Raw genomic sequence first — 17,836 nt, 5'->3', positions numbered from 1 at the left:
TACGCACACATCGACGAGCGCTTGCGTGCCTTCATCGAGGAACAGCCCGTCTTCTTCACGGCGACCGCCCCACTGGCCGGCGACGGCCACGTGAACGTCTCGCCGAAGGGGCTCGCCGGATCGTTCGCCGTGCTCGACGACCGGACGGTCGGCTACCTCGACCTCGGCGGCAGCGGCGCCGAGACCATCGCCCATCTGCGGGAGAACGGCCGGGTCACCCTGATGTGGTGCGCGTTCGACGGACCGCCCCGCATCCTGCGCATCCACGGACGAGGCACCCCCGTCTTCCGTGACGACCCCCGATGGGACACGCTGCTGCCGCACTTCGCCGAGGAGATGCGCCGGCGTACGGACCTGCGGGCAGTCATTTCAGTGACCGCGATCCGCATCAGCGACACCTGCGGCTTCGCGGTGCCGTTCATGGAGCACCGTGGAGAGCGCCCTCTGCACACCGAGCGCTTCGCCCGCGAGACGGCGGCTTCCTTCGCCGCGTACTGCGAGAACAAGGAACACGTCGGAGTCAGCCTCGACGGACTGCCCGGGCTGCCGCTGCCCCTGCCGCCGCGTACCAGCTGACATCGGGTGGCGGGGACGCAGGTGCCGGAGCACATGGCACAGTCGGAACGCCGAGAACCGCCTCCCGCCCGCATCGCACCCCCGGACCGACCACCCTCAGGAGCCACAGCATGAGCGCCACCGCACAGATCGGCGTCACCGGCCTCGCCGTCATGGGCCGCAACCTCGCCCGCAACTTCGCCCGCAACGGATACACGGTCGCGGTGCACAACCGCACCCCTGCCAGGACCCGTGAACTCGTGGCGAACTTCGCCGACGAGGGCACCTTCGTGGCCGCCGAGACGCCGGCGGACTTCGTCGCCGCACTGGAGCGACCCCGGCGGCTGGTCGTCATGGTCAAGGCCGGCGACCCGACCGACGCCGTCATCGACGAGTTCGCGCCGCTCCTGGAATCCGGTGACGTCATCATCGACGGCGGCAACGCCCACTTCGCCGACACCCGCCGCCGGGAGCACGCACTGCGCGACCGCGGCCTGCACTTCGTCGGCGCCGGCATCTCGGGCGGCGAAGAGGGCGCACTGCACGGCCCGAGCATCATGCCCGGCGGCTCCGCCGAGGCGTACGCGTCGCTCCGGCCGATGCTGGAGAGCATCGCGGCCAAGGCCGAGGACGGCACGCCGTGCACCACCCACGTCGGTCCCGACGGCGCCGGTCACTTCGTGAAGATGGTGCACAACGGCATCGAGTACGCCGACATGCAGCTGATCGGCGAGGCGTACCATCTGCTGCGCGACATCGCCGGCTACAGCCCCGCCCGCATCGCCGACACCTTCCGTGAGTGGAACACCGGCCGGCTGGACTCCTACCTCATCGAGATCACGGCCGAAGTCCTCTCCCACACCGACGCGGCCACCCGCGAGCCCTTCGTCGACGTCGTCGCCGACCGGGCGGAGCAGAAGGGGACCGGCCGCTGGACCGTACAGATCGCACTCGACCTGGGTGTGCCGGTCTCCGGCATCGCGGAGGCCGTCTTCGCCCGCTCCCTGTCCGGTCACACCGACCTGCGCTCGGCCAGCGCACACCTGCCCGGCCCGGACGCACCCGCCCTGGCTCCGGCCGACGCCGAGCGCTTCGCCGAAAAGGTCGAGCAAGCCCTGTACGCCTCGAAGATCACCTCCTACGCGCAGGGCTGGAACATGATCCGCAGCGGCAGCGACGAGCACGGCTGGGGCATCGACCCCGGTGCCGTCGGTGCGATCTGGCGGGCCGGCTGCATCATCCGCGCCGCGTTCCTGGACCGCATCCGCGCCGCGTTCGCCGCCCGGCCCGACCTGCCGACGCTGCTGGCCGACGAACACTTCGGCAAGGAGATCAGCGAGGCCCAGGGCGACTGGCGCTCGGTCGTCTCCACCGCTGTCGGGCACGGCATCCCGGTGCCCGGGTTCTCGGCCGCACTCGCCTCCTACGACGCCCTTCGCTGCGCCCGGCTGCCCGCCTCACTCACCCAGGCGCAGCGTGACTACTTCGGCGCGCACACCTACCGCCGTACGGACCGGGAGGGCACCTTCCACACGCTCTGGGGCGACGACCGCAGCGAGGTCGACGCGGACTGACCCCACCGGCGGTCCGGGGGAGTGGCGCTCCCCGATCCGGGCACCCGACAGGGCGTACAGGCATCTGCCGCTATGTGAGAGCGCTGGAGTTTTCATGCCACTGCAGTCAGGCACGAGGTTCCCGTCCTGCCGGCGGCCCGACCCGGTTCCTCCCAAGCCCACCCCGCCGCCCGGGCCGGGGCCCGGCCCGGCACCCGATCCGGTGCCGGCCCCGACTCCGGGCCCGCCGCCAGGACCGGCGCCCGACCCGATCCCGCAGCCTCCCAGCCCGGGCCCGGACCCGGAGCCCGAGCCGCAGCCGGCACCACCGCCCTTGTGAGGGCCTCGTTCGGGCCACGGGCGTGGCCCGAACGCACCGCCTCTCAGTCCGTCAGACCGGTGACGCGCAGCGTGAGGTTCAGCCGCCCTGACCTCAGGCCGGTCGCCGGATCGCCCGTACCCGCGAAGACCTTCGGCACGCCGTGATACGCGTACCGGGAAGCGCCGCCGAAGACGAACAGGTCACCTGAGGCAAGCTCGATGTCGGTCCAGGGCCTGCCGCGCCCCGCGGCGTTGCCGAAGCGGAACACGCAGGTGTCGCCGATGCTGAGCGAGACGACTGGTGCGCCGGACCTCTCGTCCTTGTCCTGGTGCATGCCCATCTTCGCCTGACCGTCGTAGAAGTTGATCAGCGCCGTGTCGGGGGTGTAGCCGTCGGCCGCGGAGGGGTCCCCGAAAGCGGCGGAATGGGCGCAACGGCCCAGCCGGAGCAGCCAGTCGGGGAAGCCGGCCACACGGCCGCCGTTCACGTCTCCCGCCGTACGGCTGTACCGGTATGGCTGCCAGTGCCAGCCAAGGCACACGGTCTGCACGGACATCACTCCGCCTCGCGGCAGCCTGGTGTGCCGGATCGGAACCGGACCGGCCGCCCAGCCACGGCAGGCGGACACCAGTTGTCGCTGCTGCTCCTGGGTGAGCCAGCCGGGAAGGTGCGCCGCGTCGGGGGCGGGACGGGTCACGGGACGGGGGATCAGCGAATCCACTGCCGGGCCTCCTCTCGCGCCACGCGCCAGTCTGGCACCCGACCTCGACGAGGGCTGGCGGGTTTCGGGCACGGAGGCCGGGCACCAGTAGAAAAACAGCGTGGAGTGCCCCGAGCCACAGTGGGCAGAAGTAGCGGAACACGACGACCGACAAGGGGAGATCATGGAGATCTCAGGCATCATCAGCGCCATCGTGATCGGCATCGTGATCGGCGTGCTGGGACGGCTCATCGTTCCCGGACGTCAGCGTGTCGGACTTCTGCTGACGATTCTCGTCGGCATCGCAGCCGCGCTGGTCGGCTCGGCCATCGCCACATACTTCGACGTGGCCGACACCAAGGGAATCGACTGGGTCGAGTGGCTGATCCAGCTCGCGCTCGCCGCTCTCGGTGTCTCCGCGCTCGACCGCTCGAAGCGGGGGCGCCGGCGCTGACTCCCTCCGCGATTGCGGCGGACCCGGATGCCTCCTGCTGACGAACACCGTCAGCAGGAGGCACCGTTGTGCGGCGGCCCTCATGCCGGCCCGCCCGGGCCCCGTATCCCGCACAGGTGAACAGCTCTACGCTGATGCCGACTTCGACCCCCCCACACACCATCGAGGTATCGGCGCATGCGCAGATCCCGTCTCGCCGCCATGGCGGCAACCGCCCTCGTCACCGCAGCCGCCGTCTACGCTGCTCCGCGCTCAGCTCAGGCCGGCTCCCACGACGCCGTGGCACCCGCCTACGGTGACACCACCACCGTCGGCGTACACAACGCCTACGAGCAGGACAAGTACGGCTACTTCGCCGACGCCCTCGACTCCGGAGCCTCGCTACTCGAGCTCGACGTGTGGACCAACGCCTTCGGCAGCGGCTGGCGGGTCTCGCACAGCAACCCCACCGGGAACGACAACAACTGCGAGAACGCCTCCGCAACCACCGGACTGCGCACCGGAGAACGCGACCAGCGCCTCGACGGCTGCCTGGCCGACATGCGCGCCTGGCACGACGCCCACCCCGGACACCCGCCTGTACTGATCAAGGTCGAGATGAAGGACGGCTTCAACGACAAGGGCGGCCGCGGCCCCGACGAGCTGGACACCCTGCTCAGCGAGCAGTTGGGCGACGCGCTCTTCCGTCCCGCCGACGTCGTCGGCTCACACGCCACTTTGGACGAGGCGGTGGGCACCGAGGGCTGGCCGAGCAGGGAAGCGATGGCGGGGAAGTTCCTCTTCGAACTCATCCCCGGCACCGTCGAGGAGGACAACCCGGCGGACGACCTGTGGACCGACGAGGAGTACGCCACACATCTGAAGGACCTCGCCGCCGGCGGCACCCTCGGCGAAGCAGGCGCCTTCCCCGCCGTGCACGGAGCCGAGGCGGGCGACCCGCGCACGGCACGCTATGAGGAGGCGCTCCGGCCCTGGTTCGTACTCTTCGACGGCGATGCGGCCGCCTACGCGGAGGGGGGCATCGACACCGCCTGGTACCAGGATCGCGGCTACCTGGTCGTGATGACCGACGCGCACAAGGTCGCTCCGGAGATCGACGGCACCAACCCCACCGAGCAGCAGGCCCGCGACCGGGTCACCCGGCTCGCCTCGGCACACGCCAGCTTCGCCACCGCCGACTGGTACCCGCTGCCGTCGGTGCTGTCGATGGTCCTGCCCCGCGGCTGACGTCATCCCCGCCGTCCTCGCGCTGCGCGGTGTCCGTCGGCCGCCTCACCAGCTGCGCAGCGCGAGGACGTCGTCGACCGTGTCGGCCTCGGCGGCGTTCTTCTCCGGGCGGTAGCGCACCACCCGGGCGAAGCGCAGCGTCACCCCGGCAGGGTAGCGGGTGGAGCGCTGCAGCCCGTCGACGGCGATCTCCACCACCAGTTGGGGCCGCACCGTCACCCCCCATGGATGCTCGCTCTCCGCGATCTGCCGCAGCTGTTCGGTCTGCCAGGCAAGCAGCTCGTCCGTGAGCCCCTTGAAGGTCTTCCCGAGCATCGCGAACGAACCGTCGGGCCGCCGTGCGCCCAGATGCAGATTCGACAGCATGCCCGTGCGCCGGCCGTGCCCCCACTCCGCGGCCAGCACCACCAGGTCGAGGGTGTGCACCGGCTTCACCTTCAGCCAGGACGCACCGCGGCGCCCCGCGCTGTAGGCGGAGTCGAGCGCCTTGACCATGACCCCTTCATCTCCCCGCTCCAGCACGTCCTGCGCGAACTGCTGTGCAGCTGCGCGCTGTTCGCCGACGCCGGGGGAGTCCAGCACCAGACGGCGTACCCGAAGCGCTTCGGGCAGCAATGCCGCCAGCGCGTCGTACCGCTCCCGTACGGGCAGATCGACCAGGTCACGGCCGTCCAGGGACAGCACGTCGAAGAAGCGGGGGGTGACCGGCAGCGTCGCCCGCGCAGCGGGAACGTCCAGGTGTGAACCGACCCGCTGGGAGAGCTCCTGGAACGGACGGGGCCTGCCGCCCTCGTCCAGGGCGATCACCTCTCCGTCGAGGACGGCCTGCCGTGCCGTCAGCTCGACGGCGATGTCCACCAGTTCGGGGAGCCGGCCGGTGATGTCGTCAAGGGTGCGGGTGTAGATCCCCACCCGCTCGCCGTCCTTGTGTACCTGCACCCGGATACCGTCAAGCTTCTCCTCCACCACGCAGGGGCCGAGCTTGTCCAGCGCCTCCAGCATGTCCTTCGCGCTCTGCGCGAGCATCGGCAGCACCGGTCGGCCCGTCCGCAGCCGGAATTCCGCCAGATCTGAGGGGCCTTCGGCCAGCAGCGCCTGAGCGACCGCGCCCAGCGAACCGCCGAACATCACGGCGCGCCGCACCTGGTCCGACCGCACACCGACCGCCTCCGCGAGTCCCTCGACGGCGAACGCGTCCAGCGCGCCCTGCCGCAGCTCGCCGGTGAGCAGCCGGAAGAGGAAGTGCTGCTCCTCCTCGGTGGCCGCGGACATCAGCGCCCCCAGCAGCCGACCGCGCTCCGCCTGTGCCCCCTTGCCCCGTACGGCCGCGATCCGTTCCAGTGCCTCGTCCACAGCGGCGATCGTCAACTGCGCCACGGGGGCGGGCGGATGCCGCTCGGCGAGCGCACGGTACCCCACTCCGGTCCGGCGCTGCGGCAGCCGGCCGGCCAGGTAGGTGACGACGACCGGTACATCGTCGGGCGCCGCCGTGCGGAAGAGCCGCGCGAGCAGCGCCACCTTCTCATTGCGCGCCGAGGCAGCGGTGATCTCCCGTGAGGTACGGGCGATGTCGGCCAGCAGCATGGTCCTGACCTTACCCACCGCTGCCGAGTGCGCCGCACGAGTCGCCCGCCCGTGGGGATGGTCAGCGCTGCGGATCGTGACCCCAGTTCATGAGCGAGAACCGCCACGACGTCTCGCTGACGTCCCCCCGCGGCCGGTGCTTCAGCTGCCGGTCGATGTGGCGGATGGTCTTGCGCATGTGGGCGAGGTCTTCGGCGGTGAAGTCCGCCTTCTTGGTGCGCATCAACCGCACGATCCGCCGCCCGGCATGGTGGCCGCCGCTCTCGCTCTGGCCCTTGTGGCGGCCCACGGTGCGCGAATCCTCCGTCTCCAGCCAGCGCTCCAGCTGACCCGCGGGCATGTTCACCGCCTTCTCGAAGTCGGCGAAGAGTTCCTCGCGTTCACTGTCCTGCTTTGTGGCGCTCATGAGGCACGGCCACCTCTCTCAAACAGGCATTCGGGTGTGTGCGGTGTGACGGCCACCCGCCTTCTCGATCTCCCCCTCCTGCGGAGACTCCCGCGAGGAGGCACGGGCGGGTCGCCCGATGGCGCGCGTCCCTTCGGCGATCTTGCGGCGGACCGTTCCGACCGCGACGCTCCCGTGCGTCCTCCAGGACGCCCGGTCGCTCTTGTGGATCTTCCTTCCCCAGGACATCTGTACGCCTTTCACCGGCTATGTCTCTCCGCGTTGCGCGGGTGCCCGCGTCCCGGAAGGCAATGCCTGCGGCTGCGGCCGGAAGCGATGCGCCCCGTCGCGGGAGTACGCATCCGCGCACCAGCCTGAGAACTCTCCGTATCCATCCGTCCGCCTTTCGTGATAGCGGACCCGACTCCCCGGAGTCGCTGCGGGCCCGAATGGGGGACCGGAGCACGGTCCCGGCGCGCGCCCGGCCGTCACCGGTGTTCGCATGGGGTGAGGCCGGTGCCGCCCGCGCGGCCTCGCCGCACTGAGAGAGGGAGACAGCCGTGCCCCGCAGTGACCCCGAACCGAAATACACTGTCCCCGGCATGACCCAGCAGGACGGCAGCGACGTCATTCAGCTGCTGAAGATGCGCCTGCACGCCCTCAACGACCTCGCCCTCACTCTCAAGCACATTCACTGGAACGTGGTCGGCCCGCACTTCATCGCCGTGCACGAAATGCTCGACCCTCAGGTCGAATCCGTCCGCGGAATGACCGACACCACGGCCGAGCGGATCTCCACGCTGGGAGGGTCGCCCCATGGGACCCCGGGCGCGCTTGTCGCGGAGCGGCACTGGGGCGACTACTCCCTCGGCCGCGCCGAGTCCATCGAACACCTCGGCGCACTCGACCTGGTCTACGCCGGGATCATCGAAGATCACCGGGCCGCCGCCCGGGCCACCGACGAGAGCGATCCGGTGACGCAGGACATGCTCATCGAGCAGCTGCGCGGCCTCGAACTCTTCCAGTGGTTCGTCCGCGCGCACCTGGAGAGTGCCGGGGGAGCCCTGAGCACCGCCAGCGCGAGCTCCGCGCGGGAGGCCGCCAGCAAGGCCAACAAGCAGGCACGCAAACAGCCCTGACCAGCAGTACGCCCCTGGGGCGGTGGCTCCTGCCGGCTGCCCGGAAAAGGTGTGGACAGACGAAGGTCACCCCTACCACTGTATCGATACAGTCTTAATCGATTCAGAAGGCGGAGCGCAATGGACGCGCGAGCGAAGCGGGCGACGACGTTGCAAACCATCGCTGACGAGGTCGGCGTCTCACGAACCACCGTCTCGAACGCCTACAGCCGGCCGGACCAGCTCAACCAGGCCTTGCGCGAGCGGATCTTCGACACCGCCCGGCGCCTGGGCTATCCGGGACCGGACGCCACGGCCCGTTCGCTGCGGCGGGGGAGGGCCGGGGCGATCGGACTGGTCTTCACCGAGACACTGTCCTACGCCTTCGCCGACCCTTATTCCGTGGGCTTCCTGCGCGGAGTCGCCGAAGTCGCCGAGTCCTCCGGTACGGGCCTTCTGCTGATCCCCATGCCGCCAGGTGGGGAGGGATCCGAGGCGACCGTGCGAGATGCCGTGGTGGATGGCTTTTGTCTTTACTGCGTCCCCGTAGACCATCCTGCGAAGCAAGTGATCAAGGCGCGCGGCCTTCCGCTTGTCACGACCGACGAGAGTGATGACCCTTCGATCCCGTACGTGGGCATCGACGAGCGGGCTTCGGCGCGCCTCGCCGCAGATCACCTTGTCCGGCTGGGCCACCGGCGCTTCTCGGTGATCGTCGACCACGTCGTCGGGCCCGGGCGATCGGGTCCGTCCGACGTGGCTGAACAGCTCGCCTCTCCGTGCGCCGACCTGCGGGGGCGCCTCGACGGTTACCGCGACGCCCTCGAAGCGGCCGGTATCGACTGGTCGACGGTGCCTGTGGTCGCCGCGGGACGCAATGTCCGCTCCGCGGCGGCCGGGGCCGCCGCGCATCTGCTTGACGTCGCGAACCGTCCCACCGCGGTGCTCGCGACGGGCGACGTGCTGGCCCTCGGTGTGCTCGATGCCTGCGAACAGCGAGGACTACTCGTCGGGCGCGAGATCTCCGTCGCGGGCTTCGATGACATCCCCGAGGCCGGACGAGCCCGCCTTACGACCGTGCGCCAGCCCATGGGCGAGAAGGGCCGTCTGGTCGGCCGGCTGCTGCTGGAACCCCTGGACCAGGAGAAGGCGCCGCGGATCAAGCTGCCGACCGAACTCGTGGTCCGGGCAACCACCGGGCCCGCACCCCACTGACTGCCGAGGAGGCATCGTGATCCCCATCGAAGGCTCGATCGTCGTTGACGTGACCCGGCGCGAGGCTCTCTCCGCCTTGCCTGATGCGCCTGTGGTCGCAGACGAACACGAACCCCGGGCTGCAGGCGGTCGGCGCATGTTCCTGGCGCGGATTCTGCGCTCGCTGGCCGACCGGCTGGAGCCGCCACGCTGCGTGGACCACACGCTCCAGCCGCACCGGCGATAGCTCCCCGCCCGAAGGCACGGTCGCGAACTCTGGCCGGTGATGCTCCAAGTGGGCCCGGGGAGGGTTCGACGGTGAGGTGCCTCAGTGGCGGGGGCCGACAGGCCCGGCACACCGGAGGCCTTTCGCACTCGCCCCGGGCCCGTCCCGCATGCCGTTCACGCCTTCTCGCTCGCCTCGTATACGCACCCGCCCCCCACGTAGGTGGCCATGACCGGGATCGAGGCGATGGTGTGCGGGTCGACGGTCAGCGGGTTCTCGCCCAGCACGGTGAAGTCCGCGAGATACCCCGGTGCGAGGCGACCCTTGCGGCGGGAGGTGCCCTCGGCCTCCGCCGAGCCGAGCGTGAAGATGCGCAGCGCCTCCTGGGCGGTGACCCGCTGAGAGGTACCGACGGGCGCGCCGTCCTCGATGCCTTCCCGGGTGACCATCGATTGCAGTCCGAGCAGTGGCTGATACGGGCCGCAGGGATAGTCGGAGGATCCGGCGACGGTGACGCCCGCGTCGAGGAACGAGCGATGCGCGAACATCCGTTCCGTACGGTCTGCGCCGTACCAGTCGTTCAGTGCCCCGCCGTGATAGCCGGTATACCCGGCGAACGGCACGGCGATGGCGTCCAGCGCACGCATCCGGGCCAGGATCTCCGTATCGATCACGCTGCAGTGCTCGATACGGTGCCGCGGTCCGCGGCGCGGTGAGGCCCGTTGCGCTGCTTCGAACGCGTCGAGCACGAGCCGGATCGCGGTGTCGCCGTTGGCGTGCACGCCTATCCGGTTGCCGTCCTCGTGCACGGCGCGTACCTGGTCGGTCAGCTCCTGGGTGGAGGTGGTCTGCAGACCGTGCCCGCCGGAGTCGGCGAACGGCTCGGAGAGCAGGCAGGTGCGCCCGCCGATCGCACCGTCGACGAACGCCTTGACTCCCACGAGCCGCAGCAGATCGTCGCCGAAGCCGCTGCCGACGCCCAGCGTCCGGGCTGTGGGGTAGTGGTCGATGGACAGCAGCATGCCGACGCGGAGGGTGAGTTCGTCCCGGGTGCGGGCCTGCTGGAGCAGTGCGATGTCGTCCGGCGAGATCAGCGCGTCGCAGATGGAGGTGAGTCCGGCGGCGTGCCACAGCCGCTGTGCGCGGGCGAGACCGCGCAGCTTCTCCTGCGGCGAGCTGGGCCGCAGCGGTGAAGTGCCGCGGGCGGTGGCTGGATAGACGACGTTCATCAGGGCGCGTTCGACCAGACGCCCGTCGAGACGCCCCTCGGGGTCGCGCCCGTGTTCGCCGCCGTCCGGGGCGGAGGTGTCCTCATCGATGTGCAGGGCCCGCAGGGCTGCGGAGTTGGCCACTCCCCAGTGGCCGGCGACTTGGACGACGATGACGGGATGGCCGGGGGCGGCCCGGTCCAGGTCCCAGCGGCTGAGCGGGCCGGTCTTGGTGTCGTCGTAGCGGCTGCCGCGGATCCACTCGCCGGGCGCCGCCCGCTCGGCCTCGGCCCGGACCCGGGTGAGGAGATCGTCGACGCCGTTCACAGCGTCGACCGACAGATCGAGGTGCAGCAGGTCCTCGGCGGCGATGGCGAGGTGGATGTGGGCGTCGTTGAGACCGGGGATGACGGTCGCGTCGCCGAAGTCGAATTCCTCGGCGCCGGGGAACCTGTCCCGCAGTTCCGCCACCGGACCGGTGGCGCGGATGCGGCCCCCTTCGGCGGCGAACGCCTCCGGCTCGGCTCCGGTGTCCTGCTGGCTGACGATGTGCGCGGCGCGGTAGAGGACCGGCCTGATTTCGTTGATCACGAGGTTTCCCCCGGAGTAGCGGCGGCAGGTGCACCCTTCTCCCGCCGGACGGCCGGGGACGGGTGTGGCCCGGTCGGGCGCAGCAGCGAAACGGTGAGGGCCACGGCGAGGTTGGCGGCGAGGGCGATGATGCCGCCGTTGACGCCGTGCCATGGGTCGTTGCCGGATGCCCACAGTGCCGTCATCACCACCAGCCCGACCAGCATCCCGGCCACGGCGGCACCGGCCGACATCCGCCGCCAGTACAGTGCGAGCAGCACGGCGGGCACCAGCTGGGCCAGCCCTTCGTAGGAGAGGACGGACAGCTCCACCAGGGTATTGGGGAAGAAGAGGCTGCCGGCCAGCGCCAGCAGACCCGCCAGCAAACACACAAGCTGCGACAGTCGCTTGGTGCGGATGTCGTTCGCGGGGGCGGTCCCGGTACGTCGGCTGCGCGGGTCGGCGCCGTTGCCGCCGCCCAGCAGGGTGCGGCCCCACAGCGTGCCGATGCAGAGCATGAACACACTCATCGGCACGATCGCCGACAAGGCTCCCGCCACCCCGATCACGGCGACGAGGGGGGCCGGCAGCGAATCGGTGACCAGGCTGAACAGTGCCAGGTCGGGGTTGTCGAGGCTGGGTATTACGAACAGAGCGGTGGCGCCGACCATCATCGGTATGAACAGCAGCAGTTGGTACCACGGCAGGAGCAGCGCGTTGCGCCGCAGGGCGTTGGGGGTCTTCGCGCTCAGATATCCGGCGACGGTGGTGGGGAAGATCGTGATGGTCACGGCGTTCAGCAGCAGCGTGCTGACGAACCATGTGCCGTTCAGTCCGCCCGATTCGTGCCCGGGGAAGGTCAGCCACTCGGGCTTCTCTGTCACCATCCGGTGCATCAAATCGCCGAGGCCGTCCACGTAGTGCATCGGTACGTACACCGCGAGAAAGGCCACCGCGGCGATCACCAGCACGTCCTTGAGCGCGCTGACCCAGGCGGAGCCGCGCAGGCCGGACACAAGGATGAAGATCTCGGCTACGACGAAGGAGATCACAGCGGCGACGCGCAGGTCGATGCTTCCGTACGTCATGGCGTTGACCACCACACCCATGCCCTGAATCTGCACCTGGATGTAGGGCACGATGAATACCGTGGCCACCACCGCGACGAGGATGCCCACCGGGCGGGAGCGGAAGCGGTGTTCGGCCATGTCGGCGATGGAGATCAGCCGGTGCCGGCTGGCGTACGTCCACAGGGCGGGCCCCACCACGTACGCGACGGCGAAGCCGGTGGTCAGATACGCCACCAGATAGAGGATCGGCACCCCGTAGGAGAACGACCAGCCCGCAGTGCCCAGGAAGGAGAAGCTGGTGTAAGTCTCCCCGGCCATCAGCAGCCAGATGAAGAGCACTCCCAGACCCCGGCTGGAGACCGACCACTCATCCAGGCCCTTGTCCCGGCCGCGGGCGCTGAGCACACCGACGACGATGGTGGCCACCATCGCCAGAGCAAAGATCGTCGTCGCGATCGCCGCGGAACTGCTCATCGCGTGCCTCCCTCGGTGTGGCGCGTGACGTTGCCGTCCGCGCCGGCTCCCTCGTCCGCGGGGACCGGCTCGAGGGCGTTGGTGCGGTAGGCGGGGTCGAGCCGGGCGACGGCCCAGATGACCAGGGGGCTGATGATCGTCGCGGCGATGATCCATGCCAGCAGGAAGGGCACACCCAGGATGCGCGGTTCGATGCTGTTGGCCACCAGCGGTGCGGCGCAGTAGAGCACGGCGGGCACCAGCAGCAGCCACAGCACGCGGCGGCGCCGGCGGCCGTGGGGAGGGAGGGTGTCGAAGGGGAGCGGCACCGGCTCCTGCGGGCCTTCCCGCCCTCCCGCTGTGAGGTTGTCGGACATGACGCTCCTTCTTCGGTGCTGTTCTTCTTCATGGGCGGTGTGCGCCGGGCGCATCCGGCAGGATGTGTTCAGACTGACGGCTCGAAACGGCCGTCGACCGCTGTCCAGCCCCCGTCGACGCTCAGTACGCTGCCGGTGACGAAGGTGGACGCGTCCGAGACGAGGTAGGCCACGGCGCCTGCGATCTCCTCGGCACCGGCCCACCGCTGGAGCGCCGAAGCACGGGCGTAGGCGTCATACCACTGGGGGTCGGCGGCGATCTGGTCGGTCAGCGGCGTACGCACCACCCCCGGGGCGATGGCGTTGAACCGCACGCCGCGCGGCCCCCATTCGGCCGCTGCCGTCCGCAGCAGCTGCACCAGGCCCGCCTTGGACGCCGCGTACACGCTCTGTCCGGCCTCCACCTGGAACGCACGCATCGAAGCCAGCCCGACGACGCTGCCGCGCCCCCGCCCGGCCATGGCGGGCGCGACGCTCTGCACGAGGGTGAGATACGCCCTCAGATTGAGGGCGATGACCTGGTCGAAATCGGCCAGCGTGTAGTCGGCGATCCGTTTGCGCACGTTGGCGCCGACGGTGACGACCAGCGCGTCCAGCGCACCCCACTCCCGCGCGGCGGCCCGTACGGCCTCCGCGTCCAGCACGTCCAAGGCCTGGGCGCTGACCGTGCCGGTAGGTGCGCCCGGTGCCGGCGGTTCACGGCCCGCGAGCCGCGCGGTCTCGGTGGCTCCTGCCAAGTCCCGGTCGGCGACGAGGACTTCGGCGCCTTGCGCGGCGAGTGCACGTACCGACTCCCGGCCGATGCCGCTGCCGCCGCCGACCACCGCCACACGACGCCCGTCGAGCCGGAAGATGTCCGCGTACCCCGCCATCGTCTCCTCCCGCCCACCGGTCATCGGCGGATCACCGCCATCCGTGTCACGGTCATCTCCTCGATCGCGAACCGCGGCCCCTCCCGGCCGGTCCCCGAGTCCTTCACGCCGCCGTACGGCGCGATGTCGCAGCGGTAGCCGGGCACGTCGTTGACGACGACACCCCCGACCTCAAGGGACTCCACCGCTTCGAACGCGGTGCCCAGGTCCCGGGTGAAGACCGCCGCGTGCAGCCCGTATCTGCTCGCATTGACCAGTGCGTACGCCGCGTCGAGATCCCGCACCGCGCGCAGGCACACGACCGGCCCGAAGATCTCCTCATCCCATGCGGGCTCGCCCTCAGGCACCTCCGCGAGTAGCGTCGCAGCGACACACCGGCCGCTGCGGACCCCGCCGGCCACCAGCCGCGCCCCCGCCTCGCGGGCCCGGTCGATCCACGACAGCACACGCTCGGTCGCCGCCTCGTCGATGAGCGCCGCGACCCGGGTCTCCTCCTCGCGCGGATCGCCGACGACGACTCCCGGCAACCGGTCGGCGATCTTCCGCTCCAGTTCCGCCGCGACCTGATCGACGGCGATCACCCGCTGGACTGAGATGCACGCCTGGCCGGAGGCGTAGTAGCCGCCGCGCACGACGGCGTCGGCCGCGGCGTCCAGGTCGGCATCCGCGGCCACCACCAGCGCGGCGTTGGAGCCGAGTTCGAGTACCACCTTGCGGGGGGCCGCAGCACGGGCGATGTGGTGGCCGATCTCGGCGGACCCGGTGAAGGAGACCAGCGCCACCGCCGGATGAGTCGTCAGCGTGTGCCCCACCTCGGCATCCCCGGTGACCACCTGCACCGCGCCCGCCGGGGCGCCCGCCGCGACGAGCTGTTCGCGTACGAGACGGGCCAGCCACAGGGTGGCCAGCGGGGTGGCCGGTGCGGGCTTGAGAACGATCGGGCAGCCGGCGGCGAGCGCCGGAGCGATCTTGTGCGAGGCCAGCATCATCGGATAGTTGAACCCCGCGACGCCGACCACGACACCGACCGGACGCCGCGTCCAGAATCCGGTCATGCCGTCGCCCGACGGCAGCAGGTCCAACGGCACCGTCTCACCGTGCACATGGGCCACCTCATCGGCGGCGGCCTCCCAGGTGGCCACGGCCCGCACCACCTCGGTGCGGCAGTCCAGCCGAGGCTTGCCTGTCTCCAGCACCAGCAGGTCCTCCATCGCGGTCGCGACCTGCTCCAGCCCAGCTGCGACGCCGCCCAGCACCCGCCGCCGTACCCGCGAGGGAAGCTTCCCGACCCGCTGCCGCAGAGCCGCGGCGTGCTCGATCGCCTGCCGCGCCAACGCCTGGTCACCGACCGGCGCTTGGGCTATCTCGCTGCCGTCGTGGGGGAAGCGGACGGCTTCACCACGGTTCGTGGCCACCCACTCGCCGCCGACGGGCAGCCCAGCGGTGAGCTCCTCTAGAAGCGCCGAGTGGCCCGCGCTCGCCGCGGCGCCGCTCATCGCGAGCCTTCGCCGGTGAGGAAGTACCGGGCTGCGGCGGCGTAGACCCGCGCGTACTCGCCGATCTCGGCCACCTCGACGTACTCGTCCTTCTGGTGCGCGATCCATTTTCCGCCCGGTCCGTAGACCACGGTGGGCAGTCCCGCGTCCCGGGTGAGGATCGTCCCGTCCGTGGTGCCGGGCACCGCACCCAACTGCGGCGCGCTGCCGTGCTCGCGCCGGTGTCCGGCCACCAGCGCGGTGACGAGGGGATGCCCCTCCTCGATCTCGATGGCGGGCCGGTCGTCGACCACGGTCAGCTCGACCCCGACGCCCACGGTCGACGCCGCCTCCTGAGCGGACTGCCGTACCCGGGCGATCAGTTCGGCGTGGTCGGTGCCTGGCACGGTGCGCACATCGACGCCGACCAGTCCGTGCGCGGGAATGACGTTGAGCTGCCCGGGGTCCCCGGCGTGCAGCACGGTCGGAGTGACGGTCACCTGGCCGGCGTGCGGGTGGGCGCCGAACCGCTGCCCGGCCCACTCCTGGACGCCGGCGAGTGCTTCGACGATCCGGGCCCCGGCCACCAGCGGACTCCTGGCCTCCTGCGGCATCGCGCCGTGCGCCATCACCCCGGTCAGGTCCAGCCGGATACGGACGCCGCCACGGGCCGAGGTGCACACCTCGTACCCCTCCGGTTCGCAGACGATGACGCCGTCCACCTCGGCGGCGAGCGGCGAAGCCGCGAACGCCTTGGCGCCGAGCATCATCCCCTCCTCGTCGCACAGCACCCCCAGCACGATCCGCCCGGGGAACGGGCCGGCCAGCTGAAGCGCCCGCACCCCGTGGATCATCGCCGCCAGACCGGACTTCATGTCGGCCGCGCCCCGGCCCCACAGCCTGCCGTCCCGGATCTCGGCGCCGTACGGATCGACGCTCCAGTCCCCGGCATCGCCCTCGGTCACCACGTCGGTGTGACCCTCGAACATCAGGGTCGGGCCGTCACCGCTGCCCCCCTCGACGACGGCGACGACGTTCGGACGGCCCGGCGCCACCTCCACCACGTCGTGCTCCCAGCCGAACTCGGTGAAGAGCCGCGCAATGAGGTCGGCTGCCGGGCGTTCGAACTCTCCGGCACCCGAGTCGCTGACGGTGCGCAACCGCACCAGCTCGCGGGTGAGAGAGACGGCCGCGTCGGCATCGACCACGGGATCCCGTGGCATGGCATCCGGGCTGGAATCCATAAGACCTCCAACAGTCCTGGTCACGCAGCTAGGTGACTGGTCAGACCAGTTGATTTCCCGTACTCTCCTAGCACGTTCACGCGTGGGTCAAGGGGGCCGGAGGAACAGACGCCCCGTCACCTCCCTTGGCCTGCCGGGCAGTACGGGGGATGTGCGACCGGGTCCCAGAGACCGAAAGTGCAACGAGGGGGACGACGATGTCCGCTGGAAAAGCGCTGTTCCAGCCCGTGCAGCCGGTGCGCGCCTATCAGCGGGTCGCCGAACAGATAGAGGACCGCATCGTCAGCGGTGACCTGCCCTCGGGCTCACGGCTCCCGGCAGAACGGGAGTTGGTCAACCAGTTCGCCGTCGGACGCTCCACCGTCCGTGAGGCGCTGCGGGTCCTGGAATCGGCGGGCCTGGTCCGCTCACGCCCCGGCGACCCGCAGGGCGCCGAAGTCCTCGGCGTCACCCCTGACAACCTCAGCCGCGCATTGGGACGGCTCACCCGCTCCCATCTCTCGACCCTGGGTGAACTGGTGCAGTTCCGCATGGTGTTGGACGCGGAGAGCAACCGCCTGGCCGCCCGCCTGCACAGTGCGGCCGACCTGGAGCGCATGGCCGAGCAGATCGCCAGAATGGAGACGCTCAGCAAGGTCGACCTGCGTGCCTTCAGCGAAGCTGACGCACTCTTCCACCAGACGGTCGCCGAGGCGAGCGGAAACTCCCTGCTCGCACTGTGCGCCCGTGCGGTGCACAACGCGGTGGTCGAGGTCATCGAAGGAAAGATCGCCGCCGCCGGCGACATCACCGCCCTGATGAACCGCTCCATCGCCCACCACCGACGGGTGCTGGAGGCGATCCGGGCCGGTGACGGCGGACTGGCCGCACGCCTGGGCCGCCAAGCCCTCTACGACTACTACGCCGACCACGTCGAGGACGGCACCCGCCGCCTGCTCACCGCAGCGCTGGAGGATCACGGAGACGAGCGCTCCTGAGCGGTGCCCCTGACCTGGCTGTGTGTCAGCCGGGTTTGATGCTGTGGTTGAGACGGAAGATGTTCTCGGGATCGCAGCGGGCCTTCACTGCTGCGAGCCGTCTGTAATTTTCGGGGCCGAGCCCCGCCACGACGCGCTCCTGGCCTTCCTGACCGGATGAAGTTGAGATAGACCGCTCCGCTGGACCAGGACTGGAGGTCGGTGCGGGTGGCGCGGGCCCACTGTTTTCCGCGTTCGTCGTCGGCGGGGTCCTCCCACATGCCGAAGGGGTG

17 protein-coding genes and 1 pseudogene are annotated in these 17,836 nt (G+C 70.5%); 8 read left to right on the top strand and 10 right to left on the bottom strand.

From position 1 onward, the window contains the following. Together ACRDP3_RS21995 and gndA are read left to right on the top strand one after the other, a co-directional pair. Positions 1-576: pyridoxamine 5'-phosphate oxidase family protein (locus tag ACRDP3_RS21995; RefSeq protein WP_431518714.1), on the top strand; the 576-nt coding region annotated here is incomplete at its 5' end. A gap of 110 nt (positions 577-686) precedes the next feature. After that, positions 687-2,129 (top strand): NADP-dependent phosphogluconate dehydrogenase, encoded by a 1,443-nt coding sequence (gndA, locus tag ACRDP3_RS21990; RefSeq protein WP_431518713.1) that lies wholly within the window; start codon positions 687-689, stop codon positions 2,127-2,129. A gap of 362 nt (positions 2,130-2,491) precedes the next feature. Here gndA and ACRDP3_RS21985 read toward each other — a convergent pair whose 3' ends face one another. After that, positions 2,492-3,151 (bottom strand): alpha-ketoglutarate-dependent dioxygenase AlkB family protein, encoded by a 660-nt coding sequence (locus tag ACRDP3_RS21985; protein ID WP_431518712.1) that lies wholly within the window; start codon positions 3,149-3,151, stop codon positions 2,492-2,494. Between the two features lie 163 nt (positions 3,152-3,314). Between ACRDP3_RS21985 and ACRDP3_RS21980 the strand changes: the two genes are divergently transcribed. Both ACRDP3_RS21980 and ACRDP3_RS21975 read left to right on the top strand, forming a co-directional pair. Then, positions 3,315-3,584, top strand: coding sequence for a GlsB/YeaQ/YmgE family stress response membrane protein (locus ACRDP3_RS21980; protein ID WP_431518711.1), 270 nt, complete (start codon positions 3,315-3,317; stop codon positions 3,582-3,584). Positions 3,585-3,761: 177 nt separating this feature from the next. Further along, positions 3,762-4,811 carry a phosphatidylinositol-specific phospholipase C domain-containing protein gene (locus tag ACRDP3_RS21975; RefSeq protein ID WP_431518710.1) on the top strand — a complete coding sequence of 350 codons (1,050 nt, stop codon included), beginning with the start codon at positions 3,762-3,764 and terminating at the stop codon, positions 4,809-4,811. A gap of 45 nt (positions 4,812-4,856) precedes the next feature. Here the strand turns inward: ACRDP3_RS21975 and ACRDP3_RS21970 are convergent, their stop codons facing one another. Both ACRDP3_RS21970 and ACRDP3_RS21965 read right to left on the bottom strand, forming a co-directional pair. After that, positions 4,857-6,395: an ATP-dependent DNA ligase gene (locus tag ACRDP3_RS21970; protein WP_431518709.1), complete on the bottom strand. Its 1,539-nt coding sequence runs from the start codon at positions 6,393-6,395 to the stop codon at positions 4,857-4,859. A gap of 61 nt (positions 6,396-6,456) precedes the next feature. Beyond that, complete coding sequence (locus tag ACRDP3_RS21965) at positions 6,457-6,801, bottom strand: DUF3140 domain-containing protein (protein WP_431518708.1); 345 nt, start codon at positions 6,799-6,801, stop codon at positions 6,457-6,459. Positions 6,802-7,382: 581 nt separating this feature from the next. Between ACRDP3_RS21965 and ACRDP3_RS21960 the strand changes: the two genes are divergently transcribed. The 3 genes from ACRDP3_RS21960 (at position 7,383) to ACRDP3_RS21950 (ending at position 9,339) form a co-directional block, all read left to right on the top strand. After that, positions 7,383-7,919 (top strand): Dps family protein, encoded by a 537-nt coding sequence (locus ACRDP3_RS21960; RefSeq protein ID WP_431518707.1) that lies wholly within the window; start codon positions 7,383-7,385, stop codon positions 7,917-7,919. A gap of 120 nt (positions 7,920-8,039) precedes the next feature. Beyond that, a complete protein-coding gene (locus ACRDP3_RS21955; RefSeq protein ID WP_431518706.1) occupies positions 8,040-9,113 on the top strand; it encodes a LacI family DNA-binding transcriptional regulator in 1,074 nt (357 codons plus the stop codon). 16 nt (positions 9,114-9,129) lie between these two features. Beyond that, positions 9,130-9,339: a hypothetical protein gene (locus tag ACRDP3_RS21950; RefSeq protein ID WP_431518705.1), complete on the top strand. Its 210-nt coding sequence runs from the start codon at positions 9,130-9,132 to the stop codon at positions 9,337-9,339. 155 nt (positions 9,340-9,494) lie between these two features. Here ACRDP3_RS21950 and ACRDP3_RS21945 read toward each other — a convergent pair whose 3' ends face one another. The 6 genes from ACRDP3_RS21945 to ACRDP3_RS21920 all read right to left on the bottom strand — a co-directional run bounded on the left by ACRDP3_RS21945 (position 9,495) and on the right by ACRDP3_RS21920 (position 16,566). Beyond that, positions 9,495-11,117 (bottom strand): amidohydrolase, encoded by a 1,623-nt coding sequence (locus tag ACRDP3_RS21945; protein ID WP_431518704.1) that lies wholly within the window; start codon positions 11,115-11,117, stop codon positions 9,495-9,497. Beyond that, complete coding sequence (locus ACRDP3_RS21940) at positions 11,114-12,640, bottom strand: sodium:solute symporter family protein (protein WP_431518703.1); 1,527 nt, start codon at positions 12,638-12,640, stop codon at positions 11,114-11,116. The genes ACRDP3_RS21945 and ACRDP3_RS21940 overlap by 4 nt, the downstream gene beginning before the upstream one ends. After that, the gene (locus ACRDP3_RS21935) at positions 12,637-12,996 is read right to left on the bottom strand and encodes a DUF3311 domain-containing protein (RefSeq protein WP_431518702.1); all 360 of its coding nucleotides are present in this window, start codon (positions 12,994-12,996) and stop codon (positions 12,637-12,639) included. Before ACRDP3_RS21935 ends, ACRDP3_RS21940 begins: the two co-directional genes overlap by 4 nt. 68 nt (positions 12,997-13,064) lie before the next feature. Continuing rightward, a complete protein-coding gene (locus tag ACRDP3_RS21930) occupies positions 13,065-13,892 on the bottom strand; it encodes an SDR family NAD(P)-dependent oxidoreductase (RefSeq protein ID WP_431518701.1) in 828 nt (275 codons plus the stop codon). Then, positions 13,889-15,364: an aldehyde dehydrogenase family protein gene (locus ACRDP3_RS21925; RefSeq protein WP_431518700.1), complete on the bottom strand. Its 1,476-nt coding sequence runs from the start codon at positions 15,362-15,364 to the stop codon at positions 13,889-13,891. The genes ACRDP3_RS21930 and ACRDP3_RS21925 overlap by 4 nt, the downstream gene beginning before the upstream one ends. Then, positions 15,361-16,566 (bottom strand): M20 family metallopeptidase, encoded by a 1,206-nt coding sequence (locus ACRDP3_RS21920; RefSeq protein ID WP_431518699.1) that lies wholly within the window; start codon positions 16,564-16,566, stop codon positions 15,361-15,363. Before ACRDP3_RS21920 ends, ACRDP3_RS21925 begins: the two co-directional genes overlap by 4 nt. A gap of 218 nt (positions 16,567-16,784) precedes the next feature. Between ACRDP3_RS21920 and ACRDP3_RS21915 the strand changes: the two genes are divergently transcribed. Beyond that, entirely contained in the window at positions 16,785-17,564 is a 780-nt protein-coding gene (locus tag ACRDP3_RS21915) for a FadR/GntR family transcriptional regulator (RefSeq protein ID WP_431518698.1), read from the top strand. A 25-nt stretch (positions 17,565-17,589) separates the two neighbouring features. Here ACRDP3_RS21915 and ACRDP3_RS21910 read toward each other — a convergent pair. Continuing rightward, positions 17,590-17,836, bottom strand: a pseudogene (locus tag ACRDP3_RS21910) (BBE domain-containing protein); the annotation flags it as partial.

It is taken from the genome of Streptomyces sp., from assembly GCF_050698815.1.
Taxonomy (GTDB): domain Bacteria; phylum Actinomycetota; class Actinomycetes; order Streptomycetales; family Streptomycetaceae; genus Streptomyces.
Note: the sequence above shows the minus strand (reverse complement) of the source record. Positions and strands in the feature narration are given on the sequence as shown.